At 44.0% G+C, this 23003-nt stretch carries 18 protein-coding genes and 2 tRNA genes; 11 read left to right on the top strand and 9 right to left on the bottom strand.

The genetic code is table 11. The features are described 5' to 3' along the window. Nucleotides 1-66: 66 nt before the first annotated feature. From metH to HYN43_RS22800, 3 genes are all read left to right on the top strand, one after another. On the top strand, nt 67-3771 hold the full coding sequence (gene metH / locus HYN43_RS22790; RefSeq protein ID WP_119406226.1) for a methionine synthase: 3705 nt from the start codon (nt 67-69) through the stop codon (nt 3769-3771). A gap of 145 nt (nt 3772-3916) precedes the next feature. Beyond that, entirely contained in the window at nt 3917-4873 is a 957-nt protein-coding gene (gene metF / locus HYN43_RS22795; RefSeq protein ID WP_119406227.1) for a methylenetetrahydrofolate reductase [NAD(P)H], read from the top strand. Nucleotides 4874-4976: 103 nt separating this feature from the next. Further along, nucleotides 4977-5321: a HopJ type III effector protein gene (locus HYN43_RS22800; RefSeq protein ID WP_119406228.1), complete on the top strand. Its 345-nt coding sequence runs from the start codon at nt 4977-4979 to the stop codon at nt 5319-5321. Between the two features lie 28 nt (nt 5322-5349). On the opposite strand, the gene HYN43_RS22805 is transcribed toward HYN43_RS22800, so the two are convergent. Next, a complete protein-coding gene (locus HYN43_RS22805) occupies nt 5350-7857 on the bottom strand; it encodes an Hsp70 family protein (protein WP_119406229.1) in 2508 nt (835 codons plus the stop codon). Continuing rightward, nucleotides 7857-8165 (bottom strand): hypothetical protein, encoded by a 309-nt coding sequence (locus HYN43_RS22810; protein ID WP_119406230.1) that lies wholly within the window; start codon nt 8163-8165, stop codon nt 7857-7859. The genes HYN43_RS22805 and HYN43_RS22810 overlap by 1 nt, the downstream gene beginning before the upstream one ends. A 79-nt stretch (nt 8166-8244) precedes the next feature. Here HYN43_RS22810 and HYN43_RS22815 point away from each other — a divergent pair, with 79 nt between their 5' ends. Continuing rightward, the gene (locus HYN43_RS22815) at nt 8245-9873 is read left to right on the top strand and encodes a hypothetical protein (RefSeq protein ID WP_119406231.1); all 1629 of its coding nucleotides are present in this window, start codon (nt 8245-8247) and stop codon (nt 9871-9873) included. Nucleotides 9874-9901: 28 nt separating this feature from the next. Here the strand turns inward: HYN43_RS22815 and HYN43_RS22820 are convergent, their stop codons facing one another. The 3 genes from HYN43_RS22820 to HYN43_RS22830 form a co-directional block, all read right to left on the bottom strand. Then, complete coding sequence (locus HYN43_RS22820) at nt 9902-10828, bottom strand: helix-turn-helix domain-containing protein (RefSeq protein WP_119406232.1); 927 nt, start codon at nt 10826-10828, stop codon at nt 9902-9904. A gap of 66 nt (nt 10829-10894) precedes the next feature. Continuing rightward, nucleotides 10895-11770, bottom strand: coding sequence for an SDR family NAD(P)-dependent oxidoreductase (locus tag HYN43_RS22825; RefSeq protein ID WP_119406233.1), 876 nt, complete (start codon nt 11768-11770; stop codon nt 10895-10897). Between the two features lie 132 nt (nt 11771-11902). Further along, nucleotides 11903-12619 (bottom strand): YoaK family protein, encoded by a 717-nt coding sequence (locus tag HYN43_RS22830; RefSeq protein WP_119406234.1) that lies wholly within the window; start codon nt 12617-12619, stop codon nt 11903-11905. 223 nt (nt 12620-12842) lie between these two features. On the opposite strand from HYN43_RS22830, the gene HYN43_RS22835 reads away from it, so the two are divergent. The 4 genes from HYN43_RS22835 (at nt 12843) to HYN43_RS22850 (ending at nt 17992) form a co-directional block, all read left to right on the top strand. Further along, the gene (locus HYN43_RS22835) at nt 12843-16508 is read left to right on the top strand and encodes an ABC transporter permease (protein ID WP_162996589.1); all 3666 of its coding nucleotides are present in this window, start codon (nt 12843-12845) and stop codon (nt 16506-16508) included. Between the two features lie 210 nt (nt 16509-16718). Continuing rightward, complete coding sequence (locus HYN43_RS22840) at nt 16719-17036, top strand: ArsR/SmtB family transcription factor (protein WP_119406236.1); 318 nt, start codon at nt 16719-16721, stop codon at nt 17034-17036. Beyond that, the gene (locus tag HYN43_RS22845) at nt 17036-17533 is read left to right on the top strand and encodes an SRPBCC family protein (protein ID WP_119406237.1); all 498 of its coding nucleotides are present in this window, start codon (nt 17036-17038) and stop codon (nt 17531-17533) included. Before HYN43_RS22840 ends, HYN43_RS22845 begins: the two co-directional genes overlap by 1 nt. A gap of 30 nt (nt 17534-17563) precedes the next feature. Then, nucleotides 17564-17992, top strand: coding sequence for a VOC family protein (locus tag HYN43_RS22850; RefSeq protein WP_119406238.1), 429 nt, complete (start codon nt 17564-17566; stop codon nt 17990-17992). A 97-nt stretch (nt 17993-18089) separates the two neighbouring features. Here HYN43_RS22850 and HYN43_RS22855 read toward each other — a convergent pair whose 3' ends face one another. Both HYN43_RS22855 and HYN43_RS22860 read right to left on the bottom strand, forming a co-directional pair. Next, on the bottom strand, nt 18090-18512 hold the full coding sequence (locus tag HYN43_RS22855; protein WP_119406239.1) for a GCN5 family acetyltransferase: 423 nt from the start codon (nt 18510-18512) through the stop codon (nt 18090-18092). A gap of 80 nt (nt 18513-18592) precedes the next feature. Beyond that, nucleotides 18593-19486 (bottom strand): winged helix-turn-helix domain-containing protein, encoded by an 894-nt coding sequence (locus HYN43_RS22860; protein WP_342633815.1) that lies wholly within the window; start codon nt 19484-19486, stop codon nt 18593-18595. A 100-nt stretch (nt 19487-19586) separates the two neighbouring features. Here HYN43_RS22860 and HYN43_RS22865 point away from each other — a divergent pair, with 100 nt between their 5' ends. Then, the gene (locus HYN43_RS22865) at nt 19587-20642 is read left to right on the top strand and encodes a ligand-binding sensor domain-containing protein (protein WP_119406240.1); all 1056 of its coding nucleotides are present in this window, start codon (nt 19587-19589) and stop codon (nt 20640-20642) included. A 258-nt stretch (nt 20643-20900) separates the two neighbouring features. On the opposite strand, the gene HYN43_RS22870 is transcribed toward HYN43_RS22865, so the two are convergent. Next, nucleotides 20901-20972, bottom strand: a tRNA-Glu gene (locus HYN43_RS22870). 85 nt (nt 20973-21057) lie between these two features. Next, nucleotides 21058-21132 (bottom strand) — tRNA-Glu (locus HYN43_RS22875). Nucleotides 21133-21332: 200 nt separating this feature from the next. Here HYN43_RS22875 and HYN43_RS22880 point away from each other — a divergent pair. Continuing rightward, nucleotides 21333-21614 (top strand): DUF427 domain-containing protein, encoded by a 282-nt coding sequence (locus tag HYN43_RS22880; protein ID WP_119406241.1) that lies wholly within the window; start codon nt 21333-21335, stop codon nt 21612-21614. Nucleotides 21615-21616: 2 nt separating this feature from the next. After that, nucleotides 21617-23002 (top strand): mercuric reductase, encoded by a 1386-nt coding sequence (locus HYN43_RS22885; RefSeq protein ID WP_119406242.1) that lies wholly within the window; start codon nt 21617-21619, stop codon nt 23000-23002. Nucleotide 23003 lies beyond the last annotated feature (1 nt).

Genomic DNA, 23003 nt, shown 5'->3' on the forward strand with positions numbered 1-23003 from the left:
TAAATCAATCATCTAAATCAAAAAAACCAGTGAAATCATCAATAAAAAAATCGGTGAAATCAAAAAATGGACATTAGAAAAGAATTACAGAAGCGCATCCTGGTGATTGACGGAGCAATGGGTACCATGATCCAAAGGTACCAGCTCACGGAGAAGGATTTTCGTGGCGAGCGTTTCCGCGATCATGGTACAGATTTGCAGGGTAACAACGACCTGCTTAACATTACACGCCCCGATGTAATTAAGGCTATCCATGCCGAATACCTGGATGCCGGAGCTGATATCATCGAAACCAATACTTTCAGCACACAGGTAATTTCGCTTGCTGATTATAAGCTGGAAGAACTTGCCTACGAACTAAGCTACGAAGGCGCGCGCATTGCCCGCGAAGTAGCCGACGAATATACCCAACGCAACCCCGATAAACCACGCTTTGTTGCCGGTGCTATCGGCCCTACAAACCGTACAGCCTCTTTATCGCCCGATGTTAACGATCCGGGATATCGTGCAGTTACCTTTGATGATTTGGCTGATGCTTATTATGACCAGGTTAGGGGTTTGGTTGACGGTGGTTCACACCTGCTATTGGTTGAAACCATATTTGATACGCTGAATGCCAAAGCGGCACTCTTCGCTATTAAACGTTACGAAGATGAATGCAAAGCTGCCGGTAAAGATTTTCCTGCTTTCAGGGATTCGGGCGGCATCATGATCTCGGGTACCATTACCGATGCTTCGGGCCGTACCCTTTCGGGGCAAACGGTTGAGGCTTTCTGGAACTCGATAAGCCATGCCAACCTGCTTTCGGTAGGTTTAAACTGTGCTTTGGGTGCACGTGAAATGCGCCCCCACTTAGCCGAGCTTTCTGAAAAAGCAGGCGTATATATTTCGGCCTATCCAAACGCGGGTTTACCAAACGAGTTTGGCCAATACGACGAAACCCCGCACGAAACCGCCCACCAGGTTGATGATTTTATTAAAGCCGGACTGGTAAACATAGTTGGCGGCTGCTGCGGCACCACGCCCGATCACATTAAATGTATTGCCGATAAAGCGGCTGCATTCCCTCCCCGCCCTATCCCGCAAATTGAGCCGGATATGCGCCTGAGCGGTCTGGAAGCAGTTACTATAAAACCCGAAAGCATTTTTGTAAACGTGGGCGAGCGTACCAATATCACCGGTTCGCCTAAGTTTTCCAAATTGATACTGGCCGAAGACTACGAGGCCGCTTTATCCGTTGCCCTGCAACAGGTTGAAGGCGGAGCCCAGGTTATCGACATCAATATGGACGAAGGCATGATCGATTCGGAAGCCGTAATGGTTAAATTCCTTAACCTGGTAGCCTCCGAGCCGGATATTGCCAAACTGCCTATCATGATCGATTCGTCGAAATGGTCGGTGATCGAGGCCGGTTTAAAATGTGTTCAGGGGAAAGGTATCGTAAACTCCATCTCACTGAAAGAGGGCGAAGAGAAATTTAAAGAACACGCCCGCAAAATATTAAGTTATGGCGCCGCCACCGTGGTGATGGCTTTTGACGAGACCGGCCAGGCTGATTCGTATGAGCGCCGCATCGAGATCTGTAAAAGATCATACGATATATTGGTGAACGAAGTGGGCTTCCCTCCGCAGGATATCATTTTCGATCCTAACATCCTTACCGTAGCTACCGGTTTGGAAGAGCATAATAACTACGCTGTTGATTTTATCGAGGCCACCCGCTGGATCAAACAAAACCTGCCGCATGCTAAAGTGAGCGGTGGCGTAAGTAATATTTCCTTCTCGTTCAGGGGTAATAATACCGTGCGCGAGGCTATGCACTCGGCATTCCTGTACCATGCCATCAAAGCAGGTATGGATATGGGAATTGTAAACGCCGGTATGCTGGAGGTTTACGAAGAGATCCCTAAAAACCTGTTAGAGCTGGTTGAAGATGTACTGTTAAACCGTCGCCCGGATGCTACCGAGCGTTTGGTTGAATTTGCAGATACCATCAAAAGCAAAGGCAAAGAGGTTACACGCGATGAAGAATGGCGCAAAGGTACCGTTCAGGAGCGCCTCTCCCATTCGCTGGTAAAAGGTATTGTTGAATACCTGGATAATGACGTAGAAGAAGCCCGCCAGGCCTACAGCAAACCGCTTGAAGTTATTGAAGGCCCGCTGATGGACGGTATGAACATCGTAGGCGATTTATTCGGTGCCGGTAAAATGTTTTTGCCACAGGTAGTAAAATCGGCACGTGTAATGAAAAAGGCCGTGGCTTACTTGTTGCCATTTATCGAAGAAGAAAAAAAGAACAACGTAAATGCCGATCAGCGCGCCAATTCCGGTAAGGTTTTAATGGCTACCGTAAAAGGCGACGTGCACGATATCGGCAAAAATATAGTTGGCGTAGTACTGGCCTGTAACAACTTCGAGGTGATCGATCTTGGGGTAATGGTACCGGCACAACGCATTATTGAAGAAGCTAAAAAGCAACAGGTAGATATTATTGGCCTTAGCGGTTTGATCACCCCATCGCTTGATGAAATGGTTCATTTTGCCAAAGAGATGGAGCGTGAAAACTTCACTATTCCGCTTATTGTTGGTGGGGCTACAACTTCACGTATCCATGCCGCAGTGAAAATCGCGCCGCAATATTCGGGGGCTGCCATCCATGTGCTGGATGCATCACGTAGTGTTACCGTATGCAGCAGCTTGATGAGCAAGGATAATCGCGATGCTTACATCCAGGGCATTAAGGATGAGTATGCCAAAGCCCGCGAGGCCCACGCCAATAAAAAATCGGACAAGCGTTTTGTAACCATCGATGAAGCCCGCGCAGGCAAATTCCAGATCAGCCTTGATGGCGATGTAGCACCGAAACCTGCATTTACCGGCACCAAAGTGTTTGATGGTTTCCCCTTAGAGGAATTGCTTCCGTATATCGACTGGACGCCGTTTTTCCACACCTGGGAACTCCGCGGCAGCTACCCTAAAATATTTGAAGATAAATACGTGGGCGACGAAGCCAAAAAGCTGTTTGATGATGCCCAGGTATTGATGAAACGCATTGTTAATGAAAAGCTGTTCACTGCCAAAGGTGTGATCGGTTTCTGGCCGGCCAATGCCGTGGGCGATGATATTGAATTGTACACCGACGAAAGCCGCACTACAGTACTAAACCGTATCCACACCCTACGCCAGCAGGCCGAAAAGGTAAAGAACGATCCATACTATGCCCTGTCGGATTTCGTAGCGCCGAAAGAAAGCGGCGTACCCGACTATTTCGGCGGTTTCGCGGTAACCACCGGCTTAGGCTGCGACGAACTGGTAGCAGAATTTGAACGCGACCACGACGATTACAACAGCATCATGGCCAAAGCCCTCGCCGATCGTCTCGCCGAAGCTTTTGCCGAAAAAATGCACGAACTGGTACGTAAAGAATACTGGGGTTACGCTAAAGACGAGCATTTGACTAACGTTGATTTGATCAAAGAACAATACCAGGGCATACGTCCGGCACCGGGCTATCCGGCCTGCCCGGACCATACCGAAAAAACCACATTGTTCGAGCTGCTGAAGGCCGAAGATAACGCCAACATGCAACTAACCGAAAGCCTGGCCATGTTACCGGCCGCATCGGTAAGCGGTTTCTACTTCGCACACCCGCAGGCAAGGTATTTTGGTTTGGGTAAGATCAGTAAGGATCAGGTAGAAGATTACGCTCAGCGTAAGCAGATGCCGCTTGAAGATGTTGAGCGCTGGTTAGGCCCTAATATTAACTATTAAACTCAATGATATAAACCACGTCATTGCGAGGTACGAAGCAATCCCCAAAAGGCAGAGGCGCTATGCAAATCCGCCCTGTACAGTTAGGGATTGCTTCGTACCTCGCAATGACGGATAAGAGATAAATTACGCACCTAAAACGGTCATGAAAATACCTGAACACATAGTCAACGCAAACGGCAAAACACTTTTTTCGTTCGAATTGATCCCGCCTTTAAAAGGGCAAAGCATCCAGGGCATTTATGATGCCATTGATCCGCTGATGGAGTTTAAGCCTCCGTTTATTGATGTTACTACCCTGCGCGAAGATTTTATTTACAAGCAGCACCCAAGCGGTCTGCTCGAAAAATTATCGTACCGCAAGCGCCCGGGTACCATCGCCATTTGCGCGGCTATCATGAACAAGTATAAGGTTGATACCGTGCCACACCTGCTTTGCGGTGGTTTTACCAAAGATGAAACCGAGAACGCCCTCATCGAACTGGAGTTTTTAGGTATCGAAAACGTATTGGTATTACGCGGTGATGCCCGCCTTGGCGATTCATCATTTGTGCCAACGCCTAACGGCCATTGCTACGCCACCGAGTTATTGCAACAGGTAGTAAACCTGAACAACGGCATTTACCTGCACGAGGATCATGGCAATACCGCCAAAACGAACTTTTGCATTGGTGTGGCCGGTTATCCCGAAAAACACTTTGAGGCCCCTAATCTGAAAACCGATTTCAAATACTTGAAACAAAAGGTTGATATGGGCGCGCAGTTCATCGTAACCCAAATGTTTTTTGATATTGAGAAGTACAAAGAGTTTGTGAACGGCTGCCGTGCCAATGGCATTACAGTTCCTATTATTCCGGGCTTGAAACCGATCACTTCGTCAAAACAATTAGTTACGCTGTCAAAAACATTCCATATCGATCTTCCTGAAGATTTGACTGATGCTATCCACGCTTGCGCTAACGAAAAAGCGGTTAAAGAAGTGGGTATTGAATGGATGATAAACCAGTGTAAAGAACTGATGGCCTTTGGCGCGCCGGTACTGCATTTTTATACCATGAGTAATGCCGGGCCGACTAAGAGGATTGCTGAGGCGATATTTTAAACAACACACAATAAGCTGATTCAAAAGAGTTAATCTTTAAGAGCAAAGATTGGATGAACACGATTGCCAATTTTTCCTCCTTTTTTGCCCATATTATCCTAACATGAAACAAGAACTATCTGCATTACTAACAGATCTGAAAGAAAATAAGAAGATATTCAGCGAAGTGATCGCTTTTATTGAAACCTATTATCAGCACCAGCCAACGGCTTTTAAAAACGGCGATACCTACAACGAGGCTACCCAAAACCAGGGCAGCGCAAAGGTTTTATCCTTCGCCAAAATAAACGGACTGGGTGCCGAAGATACCTTGCTTTTATTTGCCGAGCACTATCAATCGGTACTGGCCCATCCCGATGCTACCGATCACCAAAACATCAGGCAGTTTATGGCGCATGGATGGACAGGCGTTGTTTTTGAGGGCGAGGCTTTGGTTGCTAAAAATTAAAATCACATACAGGCATTTAAAACCTGTGCTAACTTAGTCCGGTTTTAAATGTTGGATTTTTTTGCATGTGCTGAAAGTGCTCATTATCACTATTGCGCCTAACTTTATACACGTCATCCACCTTGTTGAACATAACGGTAACGATGTGTTTCAAATTCAGATAATCGCGTTTTTCTATAGCTTTCTGCCCTGCTTCCGACAGTTCGGCCAGGTTGGAGATATCGGCATAATAAAACTCGGGCAGCGAGTTTAACTGCCAGAACAAGCTGATAAAAGCCTCATCATTTTGCAGGAATATTTTATCGTTTAAGCTTTCCAGTTCTTGTGTAGCCCGCTTTATCAAATGCTTATCGCCCGATTGCAGCAGCTCCTTTTCGCCATCAAAAATCTTTTTCAGCGCGGCTTTTTGTACAGCCGTTGCATACTTTTCCTGGGCCAGGTAGCGCTCTTTTTCTTTTTTATATAACGAAGTTGCCATAAACACATCCCGCGAACGGGTAAGGCTGTCCAATTCGCTCAACAGTTTCCGTTTGGTATCATCCAGGCGATAGCGCTCTTCGGTTACTTTATCATTTTTTGTTTCGTGGATTTTTTGCTTCAACAACTGCAGTTCTTCCTTTATCCGCTGAAACATCGCCGAAAGCTCATAAGCTTCGCTCTTACTGCTTTCTGCTATTTCGGCATCCAGGGTATTTTCGGCAGCTGCAATATCAAGCAGCATCTTTTCTAAATTAACCTCTTTGGCCGAGATGTGGAAGCTTTGACTGATTTGTTGGCCTGTAGAGGGAATATAAACATCAACCTTTAATCCCCTCGATTCGTCGATATCCAGTTGGATCTCCACATCGGTGCCTTGTATCAGATCGCCCTGCAGATCGCTGCCCTCAATGGCTATATACCCGATACTGAGGTTGGAGCCCGGCAGGGTGCCGCTTTTCCCCTCAACCACATTAATGATCAGCTTATCAGTCGAGTTTTTAATAATCGACCGGGAAAAAGTTTTATAAAGCGTTTTGCTGAGCGGCAAAATATTGTTGCGTTTAAAAATCACCTCAAGGTAGGTGTTATCTTCCTTGCTATCCAGCTCAATACAAATATCCTCGGGCAATAACTGGCCGGCCACGCCGTACAGGCCATGCGATATGGTAATAGCCGTGGTTTCAAAAACCGGTTGCTGCCCGTTGTTATAAATGCTCAGCTTAAAGTTGTTTTTAGCTTTTGGCAGCAAGGTTACAAACTCGTTAGCTGTTTGATTAAACTGTAGTAAACCGGTGTCAAACCCGCCATCTGCCCGGGTAATGCGGTAATGGCCCGCAAAGCCATCAGTTGCTTTAAAAGCAATAAGTTCTTCCAGGTCGTTCGAGTAAGTTTCGTATGATAGTTTTACATCAATCTTGTTTACCACGTGCGCTGCTGGATTATCATCTACTCCTTCGCTTTGCTGGTGCGCACCGGCAAAATATGCCGCGCCGGTAATAACGGCGGTAGTTGGGTCGATACTGTCATCCACCTTAACGCCCAGCCCACGCAAAGCATCTTTAATAAAAGGAATATAAGTTGTGCCGCCTACCAGTATCACACGTTCAATATCCTTAAACGTGAGGTTGTTTTCTGCCAGCAATTCGATAACAAACTTTTCCGACTCCTTGTATTTGGGTTTTACAGCGCTATTGATAGCGTCGCGGCTCAGTTCGATATCGGTTAGGATCTCAAGCTCCGGAAAATCTATTTCCATCCAGGTGGTTTGCGATACCGATAGCTCTTTCTTGGCTTCCTCGGCCTTATAACCAAGATAATACCAAAGTTTTTCATAAGCGCCATCCTTGCTAACCAGCTTGTTCCACATATCGCTGTCGCCGGTAATGGTGCTTAATTTAGGCACTACGGTACCTGCCAAAAAAGCGTGGTCAATATCAACACCGCCTAAAAAATTATTGCCGCGGTTATCCAATACCCTTAACTCGCGTTTATTGATATATACCAGGGCCACGTCAAAGGTACCTCCGCCAAAATCATATACCAGCCATTTTTGCTCGTCTTCGATATTTAAATTACTCAGGTTGGCGTAAGCCAGGCAGGCGGCTATAGGCTCCTGCAATAAAACAACCTCTTTAAACCCGGCCTGGTAACCGGCCTGCTTGGTAGCGTTTGATTGTATGGTATCAAAAGATGCCGGTATGGTGATCACCGCTGCTTCAATGCTGGTACCCGGCACATAATTTTTAAGCTCTTTGAGTATGTATGCCGATAAATCAACCGGCGACAATTGGGTTACCCCTTCCGCGCTGGTTACAGCATAGTTTTCGGCAGTGCCCATTTTTCGTTTAAAGGCACCAAAAACATTGCCTGCGTTGGTAAGGTATTGCTCACGGGCTTTGTTGCCAACAAGGGTACGTCCCCGGTAAAATGACACTACAGATGGTAAAATTTCGCCCAACCCAACAGGGTTTTTAAGTACCTGTACCTTACCGTTTTCGTACCGGCCAATGCCCGAGTTGGTTGTACCCAGATCAATCCCAAAATCAATATTCTTCATTATTTCTGTTCTCCTTCTGCAATAACTATCCCTTTTTGTACCAGCAGGGGCTGTAACCCGCTGTCGGCCTGGTATATGATCGGTTTCAATACTCTTGTTATTTTCATGCCGGTGCTTAGCCCACCCGACAGCGTTGCTTCAATATCGGTATCAGTTTCTTTATAATCCCGGCCGGCAGGGTCAATAACGTTATAGCCCAGGGTTTCAAACTCGTGGTATATGCGTTTAAAATTCCTGTCGGCTATGGTATCGCCGCGTTGCTGCAGTTTTTGCTGAATTTCAAATACCTGGTTTATGATTGCAATCATTTGTGATATTGGTTGTGTTTACGCAAAATTATATGGTTTTTTTGTTTTATTTTCAGGTATAATTATTTATACATCTGTTGTGCCATTTTTTAAATCATTAGTAAGTATAGGTGTTACCCGCACCGAACTTAAAAATATTAATGAACAAAGCCTTATCCGCATTGAAAAACGCCTTCTTGCCGAGCAGCGGCTTGGCGGAACTGTTTCAAAAAACGATATAGACCAGGTTTTTAACGCCATCCGGAAGTACCCGGATGTATTCAGGATTTTTGCAGGCTACGATTGCTTTTACGGGATCCTTACCGGGTATGACGCCGAACGGCTTGACCGGATAGAACGATTTGATAATGAAACGATGGAGCGTATCCGGTTTGTGATAGCCGAATATTTGCAGGATGAGATTTATCAATATATAAACCAGGCCCTTAATAACAACAACTGGAACGATGTAAGGGTATTATTGCATTACCGCACTTTTTTTACCCCGGCCGTTTTCAATATTATTTTAAGCAGGTTTAACAGTAAAATTGCCGGTGCGCTGGCCTTAATGAAAACAAAGCCCAAACACCAGGATTTAGAAGCAAGGCTTGCGTTTTTGACTGATGCTGATTTTTATCTGACCCTTAACGAGGCAGACAGCCGGTATTTTACCGAAAACATTAATACAATTATTGATTTTATAACAACGAACAGACCCTATACCCATCGCCGGGCATTTTTCAGGAAGCTGTTGAAGGCTATGTTACATTTTGATAACATCAATTACGCTTTAACCCGGCGCATTAACCAAACTTACTTTGATTACGGCAGAACCCATAACATAGGCTATGGCCTACTCATAGGCGGCATTTTGCTTTTTATATTTTTTCTGATTCGCATCAGCTCGGGGCCAACAACCTATCAGCCCCGGCAAAACAGGTGGGCTTCCGAATCGGAAAGCGTGTTAGGCGAGAGGCCTTACCAGGCCGAACAGATGCATATTGATATGCAAAACTTTGTAGAGGCCCGCCTGTATCCCTTAAATTACCCTGTTAACAGCTGGAACAACGAAACCCTGCTTTATAAGTATCGTAACCCCTTCGATCTGCCCCTGTTTTCGGGCGATTTTCAAAGCATTAAGCACAGTGACAAAAAATCGATCAGCATTTTTAATAACACCCTGAACGATTGTATCGCTATCCTTTATTTCGATCAGCATTATAACAGATACACCAACAAATATAACTTGCTTGATCGCGACAATCCTGTTCATATCCACGCGTTGTATATTCCACCGCATGATAGCATTAAGGTAGATTTCAGTATGTATTTGATAAGGTTTTATATGGGCAAACGCCCCGCCAGGTTTAATGCTTACCGGCATTATGTTTATCCCGATTCGGCAGATACTAAATTCAGCAAATTCACATCTGTCGATTCACTGCTTTTTAGCCGGGGGATTGTGTTTAGCCGAAGAGACGATAACAAGGAACCTAACCAGGATTTGATCATTACGCAGCCCAATTCCACTGCCTATAAGCTTAGCTGGACAGGAATGTTCCCGTTTTATCTGAGCAGAAACTGGACCGAGGAAATAGACCGCAGGATGCCCGATAGCTCTACTGTGAATAAAGCATTGATACTTGATTTAAAACGATATAACAATAATGTAGACCTATCGGCAGACGGTGACCGCCAGATCAGAACGTTTTTGCCCGGTTATGATTGATTGGTTTTATTTGATCCGATAGTTAGTCTCAATTGAATGATTTCCTGAACCCGAGCGGCGAAAGCCGGGTTTTTGTTTTGAAAAACTTACTGAATGACTGCGGATGTTCAAATCCCAGCTGATATGCTACTTCGCTTACCGATAACTCCGTAGCCGAAAGTTTTTCCTTAGCCTTTTCTACCAGTTTGCTGTGGATATGCTGTTGTGCATTTTGCCCGGTTAATGAGCGCAGCATATCGCTTAAATAACCGGGTGATACACTAAGATTGTCGGCAAGGTATTGAACAGTAGGGATGCCCTTGCTTAACGATTCTTCATTGCCAAAATATGCATCCAAAAGTTCTTCTAATTTTTGCAGCAGGGTGCTGTTTATTGCTTTGCGGGTGATAAACTGCCGTTTGTAAAACCGGTTGGCATAGGTAAGCAGCAGCTCAATTTGCGAAATAATTACATCCTGGCTAAAATCATCAATCCTGCTGTTTAGCTCCTCTTCAATATTTTTAAAAATAGATATGATGATGTTTTTTTCCTTTTCCGAAAGATGCAATGCTTCGTTGGCCGAATATGAAAAGAAACCATACTGTTTGATTTTTTTAGCCAGCGGATAGTTCCACAAAAAATCGGGGTGGATAAGTAAAGCGTACTCCGAACATTCACGCGGCTCATCATCACCATGATTGCCAATTACCTGGCCCGGAGCGGCGAACAGCAGGCCTCCCTCGTCAAAATCATAATAATCCTGCCCGTATTTTAGCTTAGGGCTTAATTTAGGCCGATAGGATATTTTGTAGAAATTGAGTACATGCGTGCCCGATGGCGGGCGGGTTGAAATACCTGGATATGAAGTAGCACTTAGTAAACTAATGAGAGGATGCACCGGTGCAGGCAGGCCCATGGCGCGGTGCGCAGCAGATAAAGAATCAAACAAATGGGTGATCTTTTCGTCCTTTTTCATATCAAATAAATATAACAATAACCGGTAATGTTTTATTACCGGTTATCATAAACCCGAATATTACTTTTAATTGCCTTGTGCCGCATTCGAAACCGTTTCCCAGGCCTCCCAGGTTGCCAGCCGTTCGGCATAAGCCTTACGTACCCACGGCAGGTTGTGGCTACCTAAAAAGAAACGCAGCGGCGGGTTTTCGGCATCCACAATTTTAAAAACAGCTTCGGGCGTAGCTTCAGGATCACCCCTTTCGGAAGTTCTCAATCGTTCAAAAAACTGATTTTTAAAATCCGTGTAAAGATCCATACCAGCTGCAAATTTTAACGATTCCTGGCTGCCGAATTCGGTGGCATAAGCCCCGGGTTCGATAATTGTTACCTTGATATTAAATGCTGCAACCTCGGCCGCCAAACTTTCGTAAATGGCTTCAAAAGCCCATTTTGATGAGCAATAGTAGCCAATTACCGGCAGGGTAACGTGGCCAAGCCCACTCGAAGTGCCTAATATATGCCCGCCGCCCTGTTGGCGTAATAAAGGCAGGGCAGCCTGGATAACGGCCAATGGTCCGAGGATATTTGTTTCATAAAGCGCCCTCACATCATCAGCGGCGGCTTCTTCAATAGTGCCTACAAGCGAGTATCCTGCGTTGTTAAGCACTACGTCCAGCCGGCCAAAATGTGCATGGGCTTGCTCTACGGCTGTTTTAACCTGGTCTGGTTTTGTTACATCGAGTTCAAGGATAAGTACATCATCGCCGTATTGTTGTTTTAAACCGGCAATGCTTTCCAGTTTGCGTGCGGTTGCTGCAACCTTATCGCCGCGTTTTAGCGCCGCTTCGGTCCACACCCGGCCAAACCCGCGGGATGCGCCGGTAATAAACCATACTTTATTATTTTCAACTGGCTTTGACTGAGTACCAGCACCTGCTATTTCATTTTGATGTATCATAATCTAATTTTCTTGATGCATCAAAATTGAAGAGATATGCCCGGTTATAAGTAGCCTGATTGAGGGAGTTTGTAGCTGAATTGAAGATGCCAAAATCAACTATAATACTACGCTGGTTGTTATGTTATCATTTTAAACCCCATCAGGCATAACCTGCATCTCATTTCCGCTGCGGGCTTTTGATGCATTGACCATCCCTGTTAACGAAAACCCGAAAAGCATAACAGAAGGAACAACAACTGCGCCTATTCCGAAAATTTTTGCTCCGAGGGTGCCCGCCAGTGCTCCGGATAAAAACCCCGAAACTGTTATGAGATTTTGCTTAAGACTTTTTAAATGTTCGCTGTCGCCCGGTTTCAGAAAAAGGCAGTGCACCAGGTCTAACGAAAGCTGGGCAACATTCCCGGTCATTACCGTGGTGGCACCGTACAGGTTTTTACTGAAAACTTTTCCGAAGGCGTTTTGCAAACCCATGGCAAAAACTATACACAAAGCCAGCAGGTAGTTTTGCCGTGGTGTTTGGTAGTGATAAAACCATCCCAAAAAACTGAGCAGGGCACAAAATGCCAAAATCACCGCTTCGGTAATAAGTACCTTAAACGGTTTGGTACCTACGGCCAGCATGGCACCGCCAATCATAACGGCTATCACAAAAACGGGGAATACCAGCAATTTAGACCAGGCCTCATTATCGGCTCCCAAAATAAGGCTGCCCGAAAACTCGATAAAGTTCCCGGTTACATGGACCGAAAACATTTCGGTAACCATTACAAAGGTTACGGCATCGCAAAAGCCGCCTGCAAATGAGAGGCAAAGGCTGCCGTAATTGGTATTAAAAACCTGGCTCATGGTGGTTATATTTAAGCATTAAACCTTTGTCTTTCTATCCGCATATTATTTGTACTTAAAGGTAACAGCGCAGTACCCGGTAAAAAAATCACTTACATTATAGGTGTTATCACAATATTGATAAGTAAACCAGTTTTAGTATAACGCCGGCATTAATTTGTCCGTTAACATATTACTGATTAGTATTTTGCTAATTTGGATGAGTAATTAACCAATTCCAGGCTTGAGATCGTACACACTCCATATCAGCTTTTTTGATGCTGCTTTCTTCGGCATGCTGTTTACCGCCGTCACCTTTATTTTGCTGTTATTGTTCGGCAGGAAAGAAACTCGTGCAGCAAACCGGTTTTTAGCTGCAGCGCTGGCTATTGCTGTTTTATGGATAGCCCGGATCCTGGCTATTGATATTCAGTTAGAAAGCTATGTTCGGTTATGGAGTTTGTTACCGATGCAGTTTTCGCTCGCTCTCGGGCCGTTTGTCTTTTTTTATGTGCTTAAAACAACACAGCCCGAATATCAATTCCGGCGGGCAGATCTGTTGCACTTCGGCCCTCTATTATTGGAACTGAGCGTATACGTGATGGCAGCTGTGGAAAATATAAAAACAGGTGTACCCGCTTATCGTACTCAAATATTTCAGCAATTAAATCCCGTATTGCAACTGCTGGCATTTATCTCGGTTGCTATTTATTTGTATCGTAGCCGTACGCAAATCGAACTCTTTTACAGGCAACAAAAATTTACCGGAAGTGACCGGCTCCGGTACGGAATGCGCTGGCTGCATAATTTAATTACAGGCCTCGGGCTATTGTGGTTGTTGTGGATTCCGCTTACAGCTGCCGACTATTTTTATTATCATCACACATTAATCCAACAGGCTTATTTCCTTATATATTTTCTTTTATTACTGATGATGATCTGGATGGCGGCAAATACCTTTTTAAGGCCGGAGCTTAGTACAGAACCAAATGCGATACCCGTTTTAAAACCCTTGCTTCCTGCCGGATTAAAGGAAAAAGCAGTGTGGCTGAAGAGGATGGTTAAAGACAACCGGTACTATGAAGATCCTGAATTAAGCCTAAGCTCATTGGCCCAAAAACTTGATGTACATACGCATGAGTTATCGCGCATCATCAACACCGTACTAAAAAAAAACTTTAACGATTTTATTAACGAGTACCGGGTACAGACAGCTGCCCGCAAAATGCAGGATCCGGCAAATGATCATATTACCCTGTTAGGCATAGCCTTCGAATCTGGCTTTAATTCGCAAAGCAGTTTTAACCGTATTTTTAAGCAAATAGCAGGGAAAAGCCCGCAGGAGTATAAAAATGATCTGAAAAAACAGCAATCAACTTATAATATGGGCATCCGGGGCCAGGCTGCGCCGGTAATTTTAAATCGTGAAAACCCTTCAAAATGGTATCACGATAAATTAACCCGCAATTATATGTTTAAAAATTATTTCAAAATAGCCTGGCGCAACCTGGTGCGCCATAAAAGCTATACCGCTATTAATATTGCCGGCCTTGCCGTTGGTATTGCCATTTGTATGGTGATCTTTATCATTATCCAATACCAAACCAGCTTTGATAATTTTCACCCCGCTAAAGAACGCACCTACCGCTTGTTAACCGAATATCATCGTGCATCATCAGCCGATATTTCGTACGGAAAAGATCTGGCCTTCCCTATCCCTTTGGGATTGAAAACAACTTTCCCCGAAATAGAACAGATAGCCCCAGTGTATGCCAGCCAAAGCGATCAGTTGCTGATATTGGATAATAACGGAAAAACGGAGAAGGTATTTAAAGAGCAAAGAGGCCTGTTTTACACCGATCCGGCATTTTTTAAGATCTTCAACTTCCCGCTGCTTGCCGGATCATATGCCTCCTTAACCGAACCCAACAACGTATTACTTACCAAAGAGATTGCCGAAAAATACTTTGGCGACTGGAAAACCGCTATAGGCAAAACCATTAAACTGCAGGCAGGAGGCTTTATGTTTAGCCACAGCACCGATGTGCTGAAGGTTACAGGCATTTTGGCCACCATCCCTCCTAATACCGATTTCCGGATAAAACTTGCAGTATCCTACCAAACCTTTTATTCGGACTATGTAGAGAAAGCCACCGATTGGAACCGAACCGAGGCCGATTTTGGCTGCTATGTTTTATTGCCGCCCAATGTTAATGCCGATAGCTTTAACCAACAGCTAAAAGCCTACTCGCAAAAAGTACTGTCTCCTGATAATCACGACCGCCATGTTATACAACCCTTAAGCGATGTACATTATGATACCCGCATAGGCAATTACAGTAACCAAACCATCAGCCATCAGCTTATTAACGTATTGTGGCTTATTGCGGCATTTATCCTGTTAATTGCCTGCGTTAACTTCATCAACCTCTCTACTGCGCAGGCTGTTAACCGATCAAAAGAGGTGGGCGTACGAAAAGTTTTGGGGAGCAGTAAAACTCAGTTACAGATCCAGTTTATTATCGAAACATTTTTAATAGTTGCAGCTTCGGTAAGCTTTGCAACCATTGTTACCATTTTTACATTGCCTTTTGTTAACCGGCTGCTGGAGCTTTCGCTAACCTTCAACATCATTAATAATCCGGCAATTATCCTGTTTCTTTTAACGGTAACCATCACTGTAACTGCACTTGCAGGTTTTTATCCATCAATAGTTTTATCCCGCTTTAACCCGGTTAATGCTTTAAAAAGTAAACTCACATCAAATAACTCGCAGGGAATTTCACTGAGAAGAGGCCTGGTGGTTTTCCAGTTTATTATTGCGCAGGCACTTATTATAGGCACGCTGGTTATAGTAAGGCAGATGAATTATTTTATGGATCAGCCCCTGGGTTTTGATAAAGATGCCATTGTAAATATCCCCTTCCGGGTGGATAGCCTCCGGATCAGCCGGCTTGATTACTTAAAGCGGCAATTACTATCGACAGGCGGCGTACAGGAGGTAAGTTACAGTTCAAACACGCCCGTTGAGGCCGGTAACGACCAGTGGAGCACCCTGCGGTTTGATCATGCTCAAAAGGATGCAGATTTTAAGGCAATTACCAAATTTGCCGACGATGAATATGTAGCGGCCTATAAATTGCCGCTGATAGCCGGACGGAATTTGCAGCCTTCCAAAATGACGAGAGAATTCCTGGTGAACGAGGCGTTTGTAAAAAGTTTAGGCCTTAAAAAACCCGAAGAGATCCTGAAAGAAATCAGCATCTGGAACGGCCAGATTAAATGCCCGGTTGTTGGCGTTTTGAAAGATTTTAATAACCGCTCGTTTCGTAACTATGTTGCCCCTTTGTTAATTACCACCAACGTTACCATGTATAACCAGGCCGGGATCAAGCTGGCAACCACGCATATGGCCTCAACCATGCAATCAGTTAAAGAAATATTTGAGCAAAACTTTCCGGATTTTGTTTACGAATACCAGTTTCTGGATGATAAAATTGCGGGTTTTTACAAACAGGAAAGCCAATTGGCGCAGCTGTATAAGATATTTTCGGCAGTGGCTATTTTACTAAGCTGTTTAGGTTTGTACGGGCTGGCATCCTTTATGGCCGTGCAGCGCGTAAAGGAGGTGGGCATCCGTAAGGTACTCGGCGCAACGGCAGGCAGTATTGTTTACCTGTTTTCTAAAGAGTTTATTATACTTATTGCCATTGCCTTTGCCATAGCTACTCCCATAGCCTGGTATTATATGCATCAATGGCTGCAGGCTTATGTTTATCGTATCAACATTAGCTGGTGGTTGTTTGCCGCCGGGGGGATCTCGGCAATAATTATTGCGCTTACAACCATAAGCTTCCAGGCAGTAAAAGCAGCAAGGGTAAACCCGGTTAAAAGTTTGCGATCGGAGTAAGACCGATTTACCATCGCTCAAAAACACACAACCCGCTTTGCATCAACAAAGCGGGTTGTGTGTTTTTTATAAGATATATTCATTCACTTCGCCTTCAGAATATCATTATAAAACTGCCACCGGTAAACCAGGTAAAACTATTTCAAAATAAATTTGCGCAACTCAAAAGTTGCATATATATTTACGCAACTCAAAAGTTGCACGTTTAAGATGAAGCAAGATATATTCCAGGCCATAGCCGATCCTACACGCAGGGCAATTTTAACTTTAATTGCCATCCAGGCGTTAACACCCAATGCCATGGCCGAAAAGTTTGATATGACCCGGCAAGCCGTATCAAAACATATTAAAGTATTACACGAATGCGATTTAATCAGGCCCGAGCCATCAGGCAGGGAAATTTATTATCACTTTAACGCCAAAAAGATGCAGGAATTTGACCACTGGCTGGCCCAGTTCAGGGAAAGCTGGAAAACCCAATTTAATCAACTGGATAAAGTACTCTCAACACTTAAACAACAGAAATAATGAAAAACGATTTGCTATTTGATTTTAATGTTGACAAAGCAGCCAAAACGGTATATATAACCCGCGAGTTTGATGCCGGGCTCGATTTGGTATGGGATGCCTTTACCAAAGCCGAAATATTGGATCAGTGGGCAGCCCCGGCACCCATGCGCGCCAAAACAAAGTATATGGATTTTACAGTTGGCGGCAAAAGGTTTTACGCCATGATCAGTCCCGACGGAGAGGAGCGCTGGGCGCTTCAAAAATATACTTCCATCACCCCGAAAACCAATTTTAAGCTCTATAACGCTTTTGCCGATAAAGATGAAAATCCCGAACCGGCTGGTTCTGAATGGGATTACAACTTTAGCGAAGAAAACGATATAACCAAAGTGTATATAACCATTTATAACGAATCGTTGGAACGGATGGAGCGCATAATGGAGGGTTTCAGAATCGGATTTGCAATGACCCTGAAAAACCTCGACGAGCTGCTTGCGGCATCAAAACAAAACTAACCGAAACAAAATCAACTAAAAATAACAATCATGAGAACAATCAATCCATGGATCAACTTCAACGGCAATGCCGAAGAGGCATTCACCTTTTACAAATCAGTTTTTGGCGGCGAGTTCAGCAAGATAGTCCGTTTTAAAGACCTGGCAAGTGATGAATTTCAGGTCCCTGAACATGAAGCTGAGAAAGTAATGCACATTGCCCTGCCAATTGGCAAACACAATGTATTGGTAGCCAATGATGTTCCGGAGTTTATGGGCCGGGTGAGCGAGAACGAAAACCGCTCAAAAATTTATGTGGTTGCCGAAAGCCGTGAAGAGGCCGATCATGTTTTTAACGGCCTGTCGGCAGGCGGAGAAGTGGAAGGGCCGATAGGTGATAGCCCCTGGGGTACTTATGCCGGTATGTTCAGGGATAAATATGGTATTGAGTGGATTGTGGAGTTTGATGCGAATTTATAACTAATACGTTTTAGGTAGTTAAAGCCGACTTGCAGGGTAAGTCGGCTTTGTGGTTTAATTTGGATTGATCTTTATTTTTAACGAGTTTGTTAAACAATTAAACCAAGCCCCGTAATATTGCCAACCTGTTATCTGGCGCGTCGGGAGATAAGAAGTCTGGAATAGTATTTGAAGTTCTCCTCGGACGATTAAGGAACTCGACATCCCATTCTGTAATCCGTTGTTTTTTAATATGAATATACTTGTTGGGTTCTGGCTCGTCTAAATATTCTTCTTGTAAAATAAGGGCCAGAGGTTCTTCGGAGCCTTGATTTTCGTTTGAAAATTCAAGGGCATCTTCATAGTTGTCAAAAAAATAGCAATAATCATCTCCGTTAAAAAGATCGGGGGCGCCGTCGTGTGGGTGTAGCCAAACCCGGTATTCCAAAACAGCATCCCAAACATAGCCCCCTCCAGAATTGACAGACGCAGGATAAGTACCTACTAACTCTATGTTTTTAACTTTTGGATATCTTGACATTGTTATCTATGATAAATCACAAAATTAAAATGAAACCACAAATTTAAAGCTTGCAAATAGTCCTAAGCAACAATTTAAACTTAAGAATTAACCTCCAGCTTATACCCCTTACCACGTACAACAACAATGTTTACTTCCGGATCAGGTTCAAGCTTTTTTCTAAGCTTTGATATGAACATATCCAGACTTCGACCCACAATAACACCTTCATCTTCCCAGATCTCTTTTTGCAGCCGGCTTCTTGCTATAGTTTCGTTAGGTGACAACGCGAAAATTAGCAACAGGCGTGTTTCGGTCGCGGTGAGGTCTGTGGCATTATTGTTTATTACCAGTTGCCGTTGCTGTGCATCAAACAAAACCGTACCCAGGGAGAATATTTGGGTAGATTGATTTTTAGATAAAGTTGTCCGGGGCTTAACAGAGCGCAAAAAAAGGAAACCAACAAATGCTAAAACCGGCAGGCTGCCCAGCAGATACCGGCTCTTTGTTTTATCTGTTCCTGTGGGTTTAAATTTAATACTGATCGTATAACAAGCGCTGGGTTGTTTCCTTTCCCTGCATGTTATAATATCATTTTTTTTATCGCCGGATATGGCAAACCCATAGGCTATAGTGGCGTTTCCGCAGTTCAGAACGTTAACAATATAATCACGTGCCAACGGATCTTCGGCCAACAGATGCCGGATAGTATTTACCAGGGAATCTGGTTTAAAAGTAAGTTCGTTCTCAAACCTGATCTGGTATTCATCGTCTGCGATCTTTTCTACCGGAAGCACTCTCGATGTAACGTCGCCCGATTGTAAGAGCAGTTCATCCCCGATCTTGCGGAGCAAAACTTCCCTTCTGGCCATATCAAAGTTATTGCTGCTGCCCATACTGAAAGCCACGCAGGTTACAGAGACAAATAAGAGTAAAGTTATCCCTAACAGGTATTTGCGCTTCGCGATGAGGATATTTAGGCTATCAGCCATCATATTGACGTTTTATTTACAAAGTTTACATTTTAATTTACAATTCTGATTTCCAGGGCCAAAAAATATCAAAGTAATTTCGCTGTACAAACTTTGATAGCATATGAAAAATAAAAGAAACGTTTTGTTCTGCCTCATTATTCTGTTGGCCGGAGTGATTTATTTTCCTGTTAAGGCTCAGCAAAAAGACGCCGGAAATACGGCCCTTTCTGCCGGACCAAACCGGATCACCAGGAATATTATACAAGATAGAAAAGGTAATATCTGGCTTGCTGCATTTGATGGTATTTTTAAATATGATGGAAAATCTTTTACCAACGTTACCGATAATGTAAGTAAGGCGCGCTTCTTTTCTGTTTTGGAGGATAGGAAAGGCAACCTGTGGTTCGGCTCTATTGGCTCTGGTGTTTTTCGTTACGATGGAAAATCTTTTAAAAATTTTACGATTAAGGATGGCCTTCTCAATAATGATGTTGTAAGTATTTATGAAGATAAAAAGGGCGACATCTGGTTTGGCGTTTGGGGCGGAACAAGCCGTTATGACGGGATCTCATTTCGCAACTATATCATCAATGGAAACGGGATGAATGAAGACCCGACGGGGAAAACTATTCCGGGTAGAGCCTCTTATGAAGTTAATGCTATTATAGAAGACAAAACCGGACGGTTTTGGCTGGCTACACGAGGCAACACCTTTGTGTATGATGGCAAAGTATTTACAGCTTTTACCCACGATGGTAAACCATTTACCAATGTGCGTACTGTAATTGAAGACAAGAAAGGCAATATCTGGCTCGGTGGCAGGGATGGCCTTTGGCGTTATGACGGCCGTACATTTACCAATTTCGCGCACGCGTTTGTTGGCCATATAATGGAGGATACAAAAGGCAATATCTGGACCAGCTCAGACGTTGCTAACGACTTGAAGAAGATACTTTTTGGTTATGGCGCTAACTCTGCGGCCTGGGCGCTATCCCGCTACGATGAAAAATCGTTATCTGATAAAAATCCAACGGCAACCGAAATAGCTTATAAAGGAATGGTTTTTGGAATTTTAGAAGACAATAAAGAAAATATCTGGTTTGGGGCTTTAGATGGCGTGTACAGGTATGATGGAAAGAAGGTAAGTGATTTTAAGGGTAAAGAGAATATGAAATAATGTAATGCACTTATCTAAAGATGTAGCTGTTTTTATAAAATAACTCTTATCAGAAAGGGAGCAGACAAAAAGCCCTTACAATTTCATCCAAAGGCTTTTGTTGTAATTTAAAGGTGTTGTAATCCAAATCCTTGTTTTTCAAAATAGCAATTCTTTCCTTGCATGGTTTTCTGCGCCGGATTCTGAAGATAAGGGTAAGATATTTTGTCAGCAAAAAAGCCTTCCAGATTGTATCTGAAAGGCTTTAATTTTCTTTCGTAGTCCATAGGGGAATCGAACCCCTGTTTGAAGAATGAAAATCTCCTGTCCTAACCCCTAGACGAATGGACCGTTTTTCGGGTTCGGCGATCGGCATAAAGCCATCTCGCCGGTAATTAACTATAATAAAAAAACGCCCTGTTTGGCAGAGCGCTTTTGGTAGTCCATAGGGGAATCGAACCCCTGTTTGAAGAATGAAAATCTCCTGTCCTAACCCCTAGACGAATGGACCAACTTTTACTTAAAGTACCCCGTGGTTTGGGATTGCAAAGATAGGTATTGGATGAGAAAATCAAAATGTTTTTTTAAAAAAATAAATATACCTCATGAAAGTTTCTGTTTTTCAGGCTGATAAATTAAATTTAGCTATACGGTATTGCATTTTGTATCTGCTTACAGCTATCTTTATTCCATAAAACAATCCAACTATTTATGAAAGCCATCTGGAATAACCAGGTCATTGCCGAAAGCAATGACACCATTGTTGTTGAAAATAACCATTATTTCCCTAAAGAAAGCGTTAAGGCCGAGTACCTTAAAGAAACCGACGTGCACACCACCTGCCCCTGGAAAGGCAAGGCATCATATTATACTCTGTTAGTTGACGGCAAGGAAAACCAGGACGCTGCCTGGTATTATCCCGAGCCTAAAGAGGCTGCAACAAACATTACCAACTATGTAGCGTTTTGGAAAGGTGTTAAAATAACCGAATAACTATGAAAACTTACGATGCTATTGTGATAGGTGCAGGCCAGGCAGGTGCGCCACTGGCTAAACGACTGGCCAACGCCGGTTTAAAAACCGTTATTATTGAAAAACGGTTTTACGGCGGCACCTGCGTTAATGACGGTTGCACGCCTACCAAAACCATGATAGCATCGGCTAAGGCCGCCTATATGGCCACAAAAAGCCATGAACTGGGTGTGCCGGTAAAAAAGTTTTCGGTTGATATGGCTGTGGTTAAAAAGCGCAAGGATGAGATTGTGCTGCGTTCCCGCAACGGCGGACTGAAAGCTGCCGAAAAAACACGTAACCTTGATGTAGTTTTCGGTGAAGCAAGTTTCACCGGCGAAAAAACTGTTGAGGTAAAACTGAACAGCGGCAAAGTTCAAACATTTAAGGCTGATAAGGTTTTTCTAAACCCTGGCGCATCTCCGGCTATCCCGGAGATAGAAGGGCTGAGCGAAGTTCAATACCTCACCTCAACCACTATTCTTGACCTTGATTATGTGCCGGAGCATCTTGTTGTGCTTGGCGGTAATTATATCGGTTTGGAGTTTGGGCAAATGTTCAGGAGGTTTGGCTGCAAGGTTACCATCCTCGAAAAATCGGCAAGGATAGTGGCCCATGAGGATGAGGATATTTCGGCCGAAATGCAGAATATCCTCGAACTGGAAAAGATTGACATCCTCACTAATACCCATGCGGTAAAGTTTAAGCAGAAAACCGGAGGAAAAATCACCGTTACTATAGATGAGAAAGGCGAGGAACGAAAAATTAAATGCACCCACGTGTTGGTGGCTATAGGCCGTAAACCGCAAACCGAAGCATTGAATCTGCTATCAGCAGGGATAGAAACTGATGAGGATGGCCATATTAAAGTGAATGATAAACTGGAAACCTCGACGGAGGGTGTTTATGCCTTGGGCGATGCAAAAGGCGGCCCGGCGTTTACCCATATCTCTTATAACGATTATACCATTGTTTACCGCAACCTTATCGAAAAAGCCAATTTCAATATCAATGATCGCCCGGTCCCATACTGTATGTTTACCGATCCGCAACTGGGCCGCATAGGTATCGACGAAACTGAAGCCAAAAAACAAGGCATCAAATACAAAGTAGCCAAACTACCCATGGCCCACGTGGCCCGTGCCATTGAAACCGGCGATACGCGCGGCTTTATGAAAGCCGTTGTTGATCCGGATACAAAAAAAATATTAGGCGCTACGGTATTGGGCCCCGAAGGCGGCGAGATTATGACTGTGCTGCAGATGGCGATGGAAGGCGGCATTACCTATGATAGAATAAGGTATTGCGTTTTTGCGCACCCGCTGTATTCCGAATCATTAAACAACCTGTTCATGACCCTGGGCGATTAAA

The sequence above is a fragment of the Mucilaginibacter celer genome, from assembly GCF_003576455.2.
GTDB lineage: Bacteria > Bacteroidota > Bacteroidia > Sphingobacteriales > Sphingobacteriaceae > Mucilaginibacter > Mucilaginibacter celer.

Bases quoted from the DNA above. Each gene is read 5' to 3' on its own strand.
- HYN43_RS22830 (WP_119406234.1), bottom strand. From the start codon at position 12,619: ATGAGCCAGGTTTTTAATACCAATTACGGCAGCCTTTGCCTCTCATTT.
- HYN43_RS22840 (WP_119406236.1), top strand. From the start codon at position 16,719: ATGAAGCAAGATATATTCCAGGCCATAGCCGATCCTACACGCAGGGCA.
- HYN43_RS22825 (WP_119406233.1), bottom strand. From the start codon at position 11,770: ATGATACATCAAAATGAAATAGCAGGTGCTGGTACTCAGTCAAAGCCA.
- metH (WP_119406226.1), top strand. From the start codon at position 67: ATGGACATTAGAAAAGAATTACAGAAGCGCATCCTGGTGATTGACGGA.
- HYN43_RS22845 (WP_119406237.1), top strand. From the start codon at position 17,036: ATGAAAAACGATTTGCTATTTGATTTTAATGTTGACAAAGCAGCCAAA.
- HYN43_RS22880 (WP_119406241.1), top strand. From the start codon at position 21,333: ATGAAAGCCATCTGGAATAACCAGGTCATTGCCGAAAGCAATGACACC.
- HYN43_RS22855 (WP_119406239.1), bottom strand. From the start codon at position 18,512: ATGTCAAGATATCCAAAAGTTAAAAACATAGAGTTAGTAGGTACTTAT.
- HYN43_RS22860 (WP_342633815.1), bottom strand. From the start codon at position 19,486: ATGATGGCTGATAGCCTAAATATCCTCATCGCGAAGCGCAAATACCTG.
- HYN43_RS22810 (WP_119406230.1), bottom strand. From the start codon at position 8,165: ATGATTGCAATCATAAACCAGGTATTTGAAATTCAGCAAAAACTGCAG.
- HYN43_RS22805 (WP_119406229.1), bottom strand. From the start codon at position 7,857: ATGAAGAATATTGATTTTGGGATTGATCTGGGTACAACCAACTCGGGC.
- metF (WP_119406227.1), top strand. From the start codon at position 3,917: ATGAAAATACCTGAACACATAGTCAACGCAAACGGCAAAACACTTTTT.
- HYN43_RS22865 (WP_119406240.1), top strand. From the start codon at position 19,587: ATGAAAAATAAAAGAAACGTTTTGTTCTGCCTCATTATTCTGTTGGCC.
- HYN43_RS22885 (WP_119406242.1), top strand. From the start codon at position 21,617: ATGAAAACTTACGATGCTATTGTGATAGGTGCAGGCCAGGCAGGTGCG.
- HYN43_RS22850 (WP_119406238.1), top strand. From the start codon at position 17,564: ATGAGAACAATCAATCCATGGATCAACTTCAACGGCAATGCCGAAGAG.
- HYN43_RS22800 (WP_119406228.1), top strand. From the start codon at position 4,977: ATGAAACAAGAACTATCTGCATTACTAACAGATCTGAAAGAAAATAAG.
- HYN43_RS22820 (WP_119406232.1), bottom strand. From the start codon at position 10,828: ATGAAAAAGGACGAAAAGATCACCCATTTGTTTGATTCTTTATCTGCT.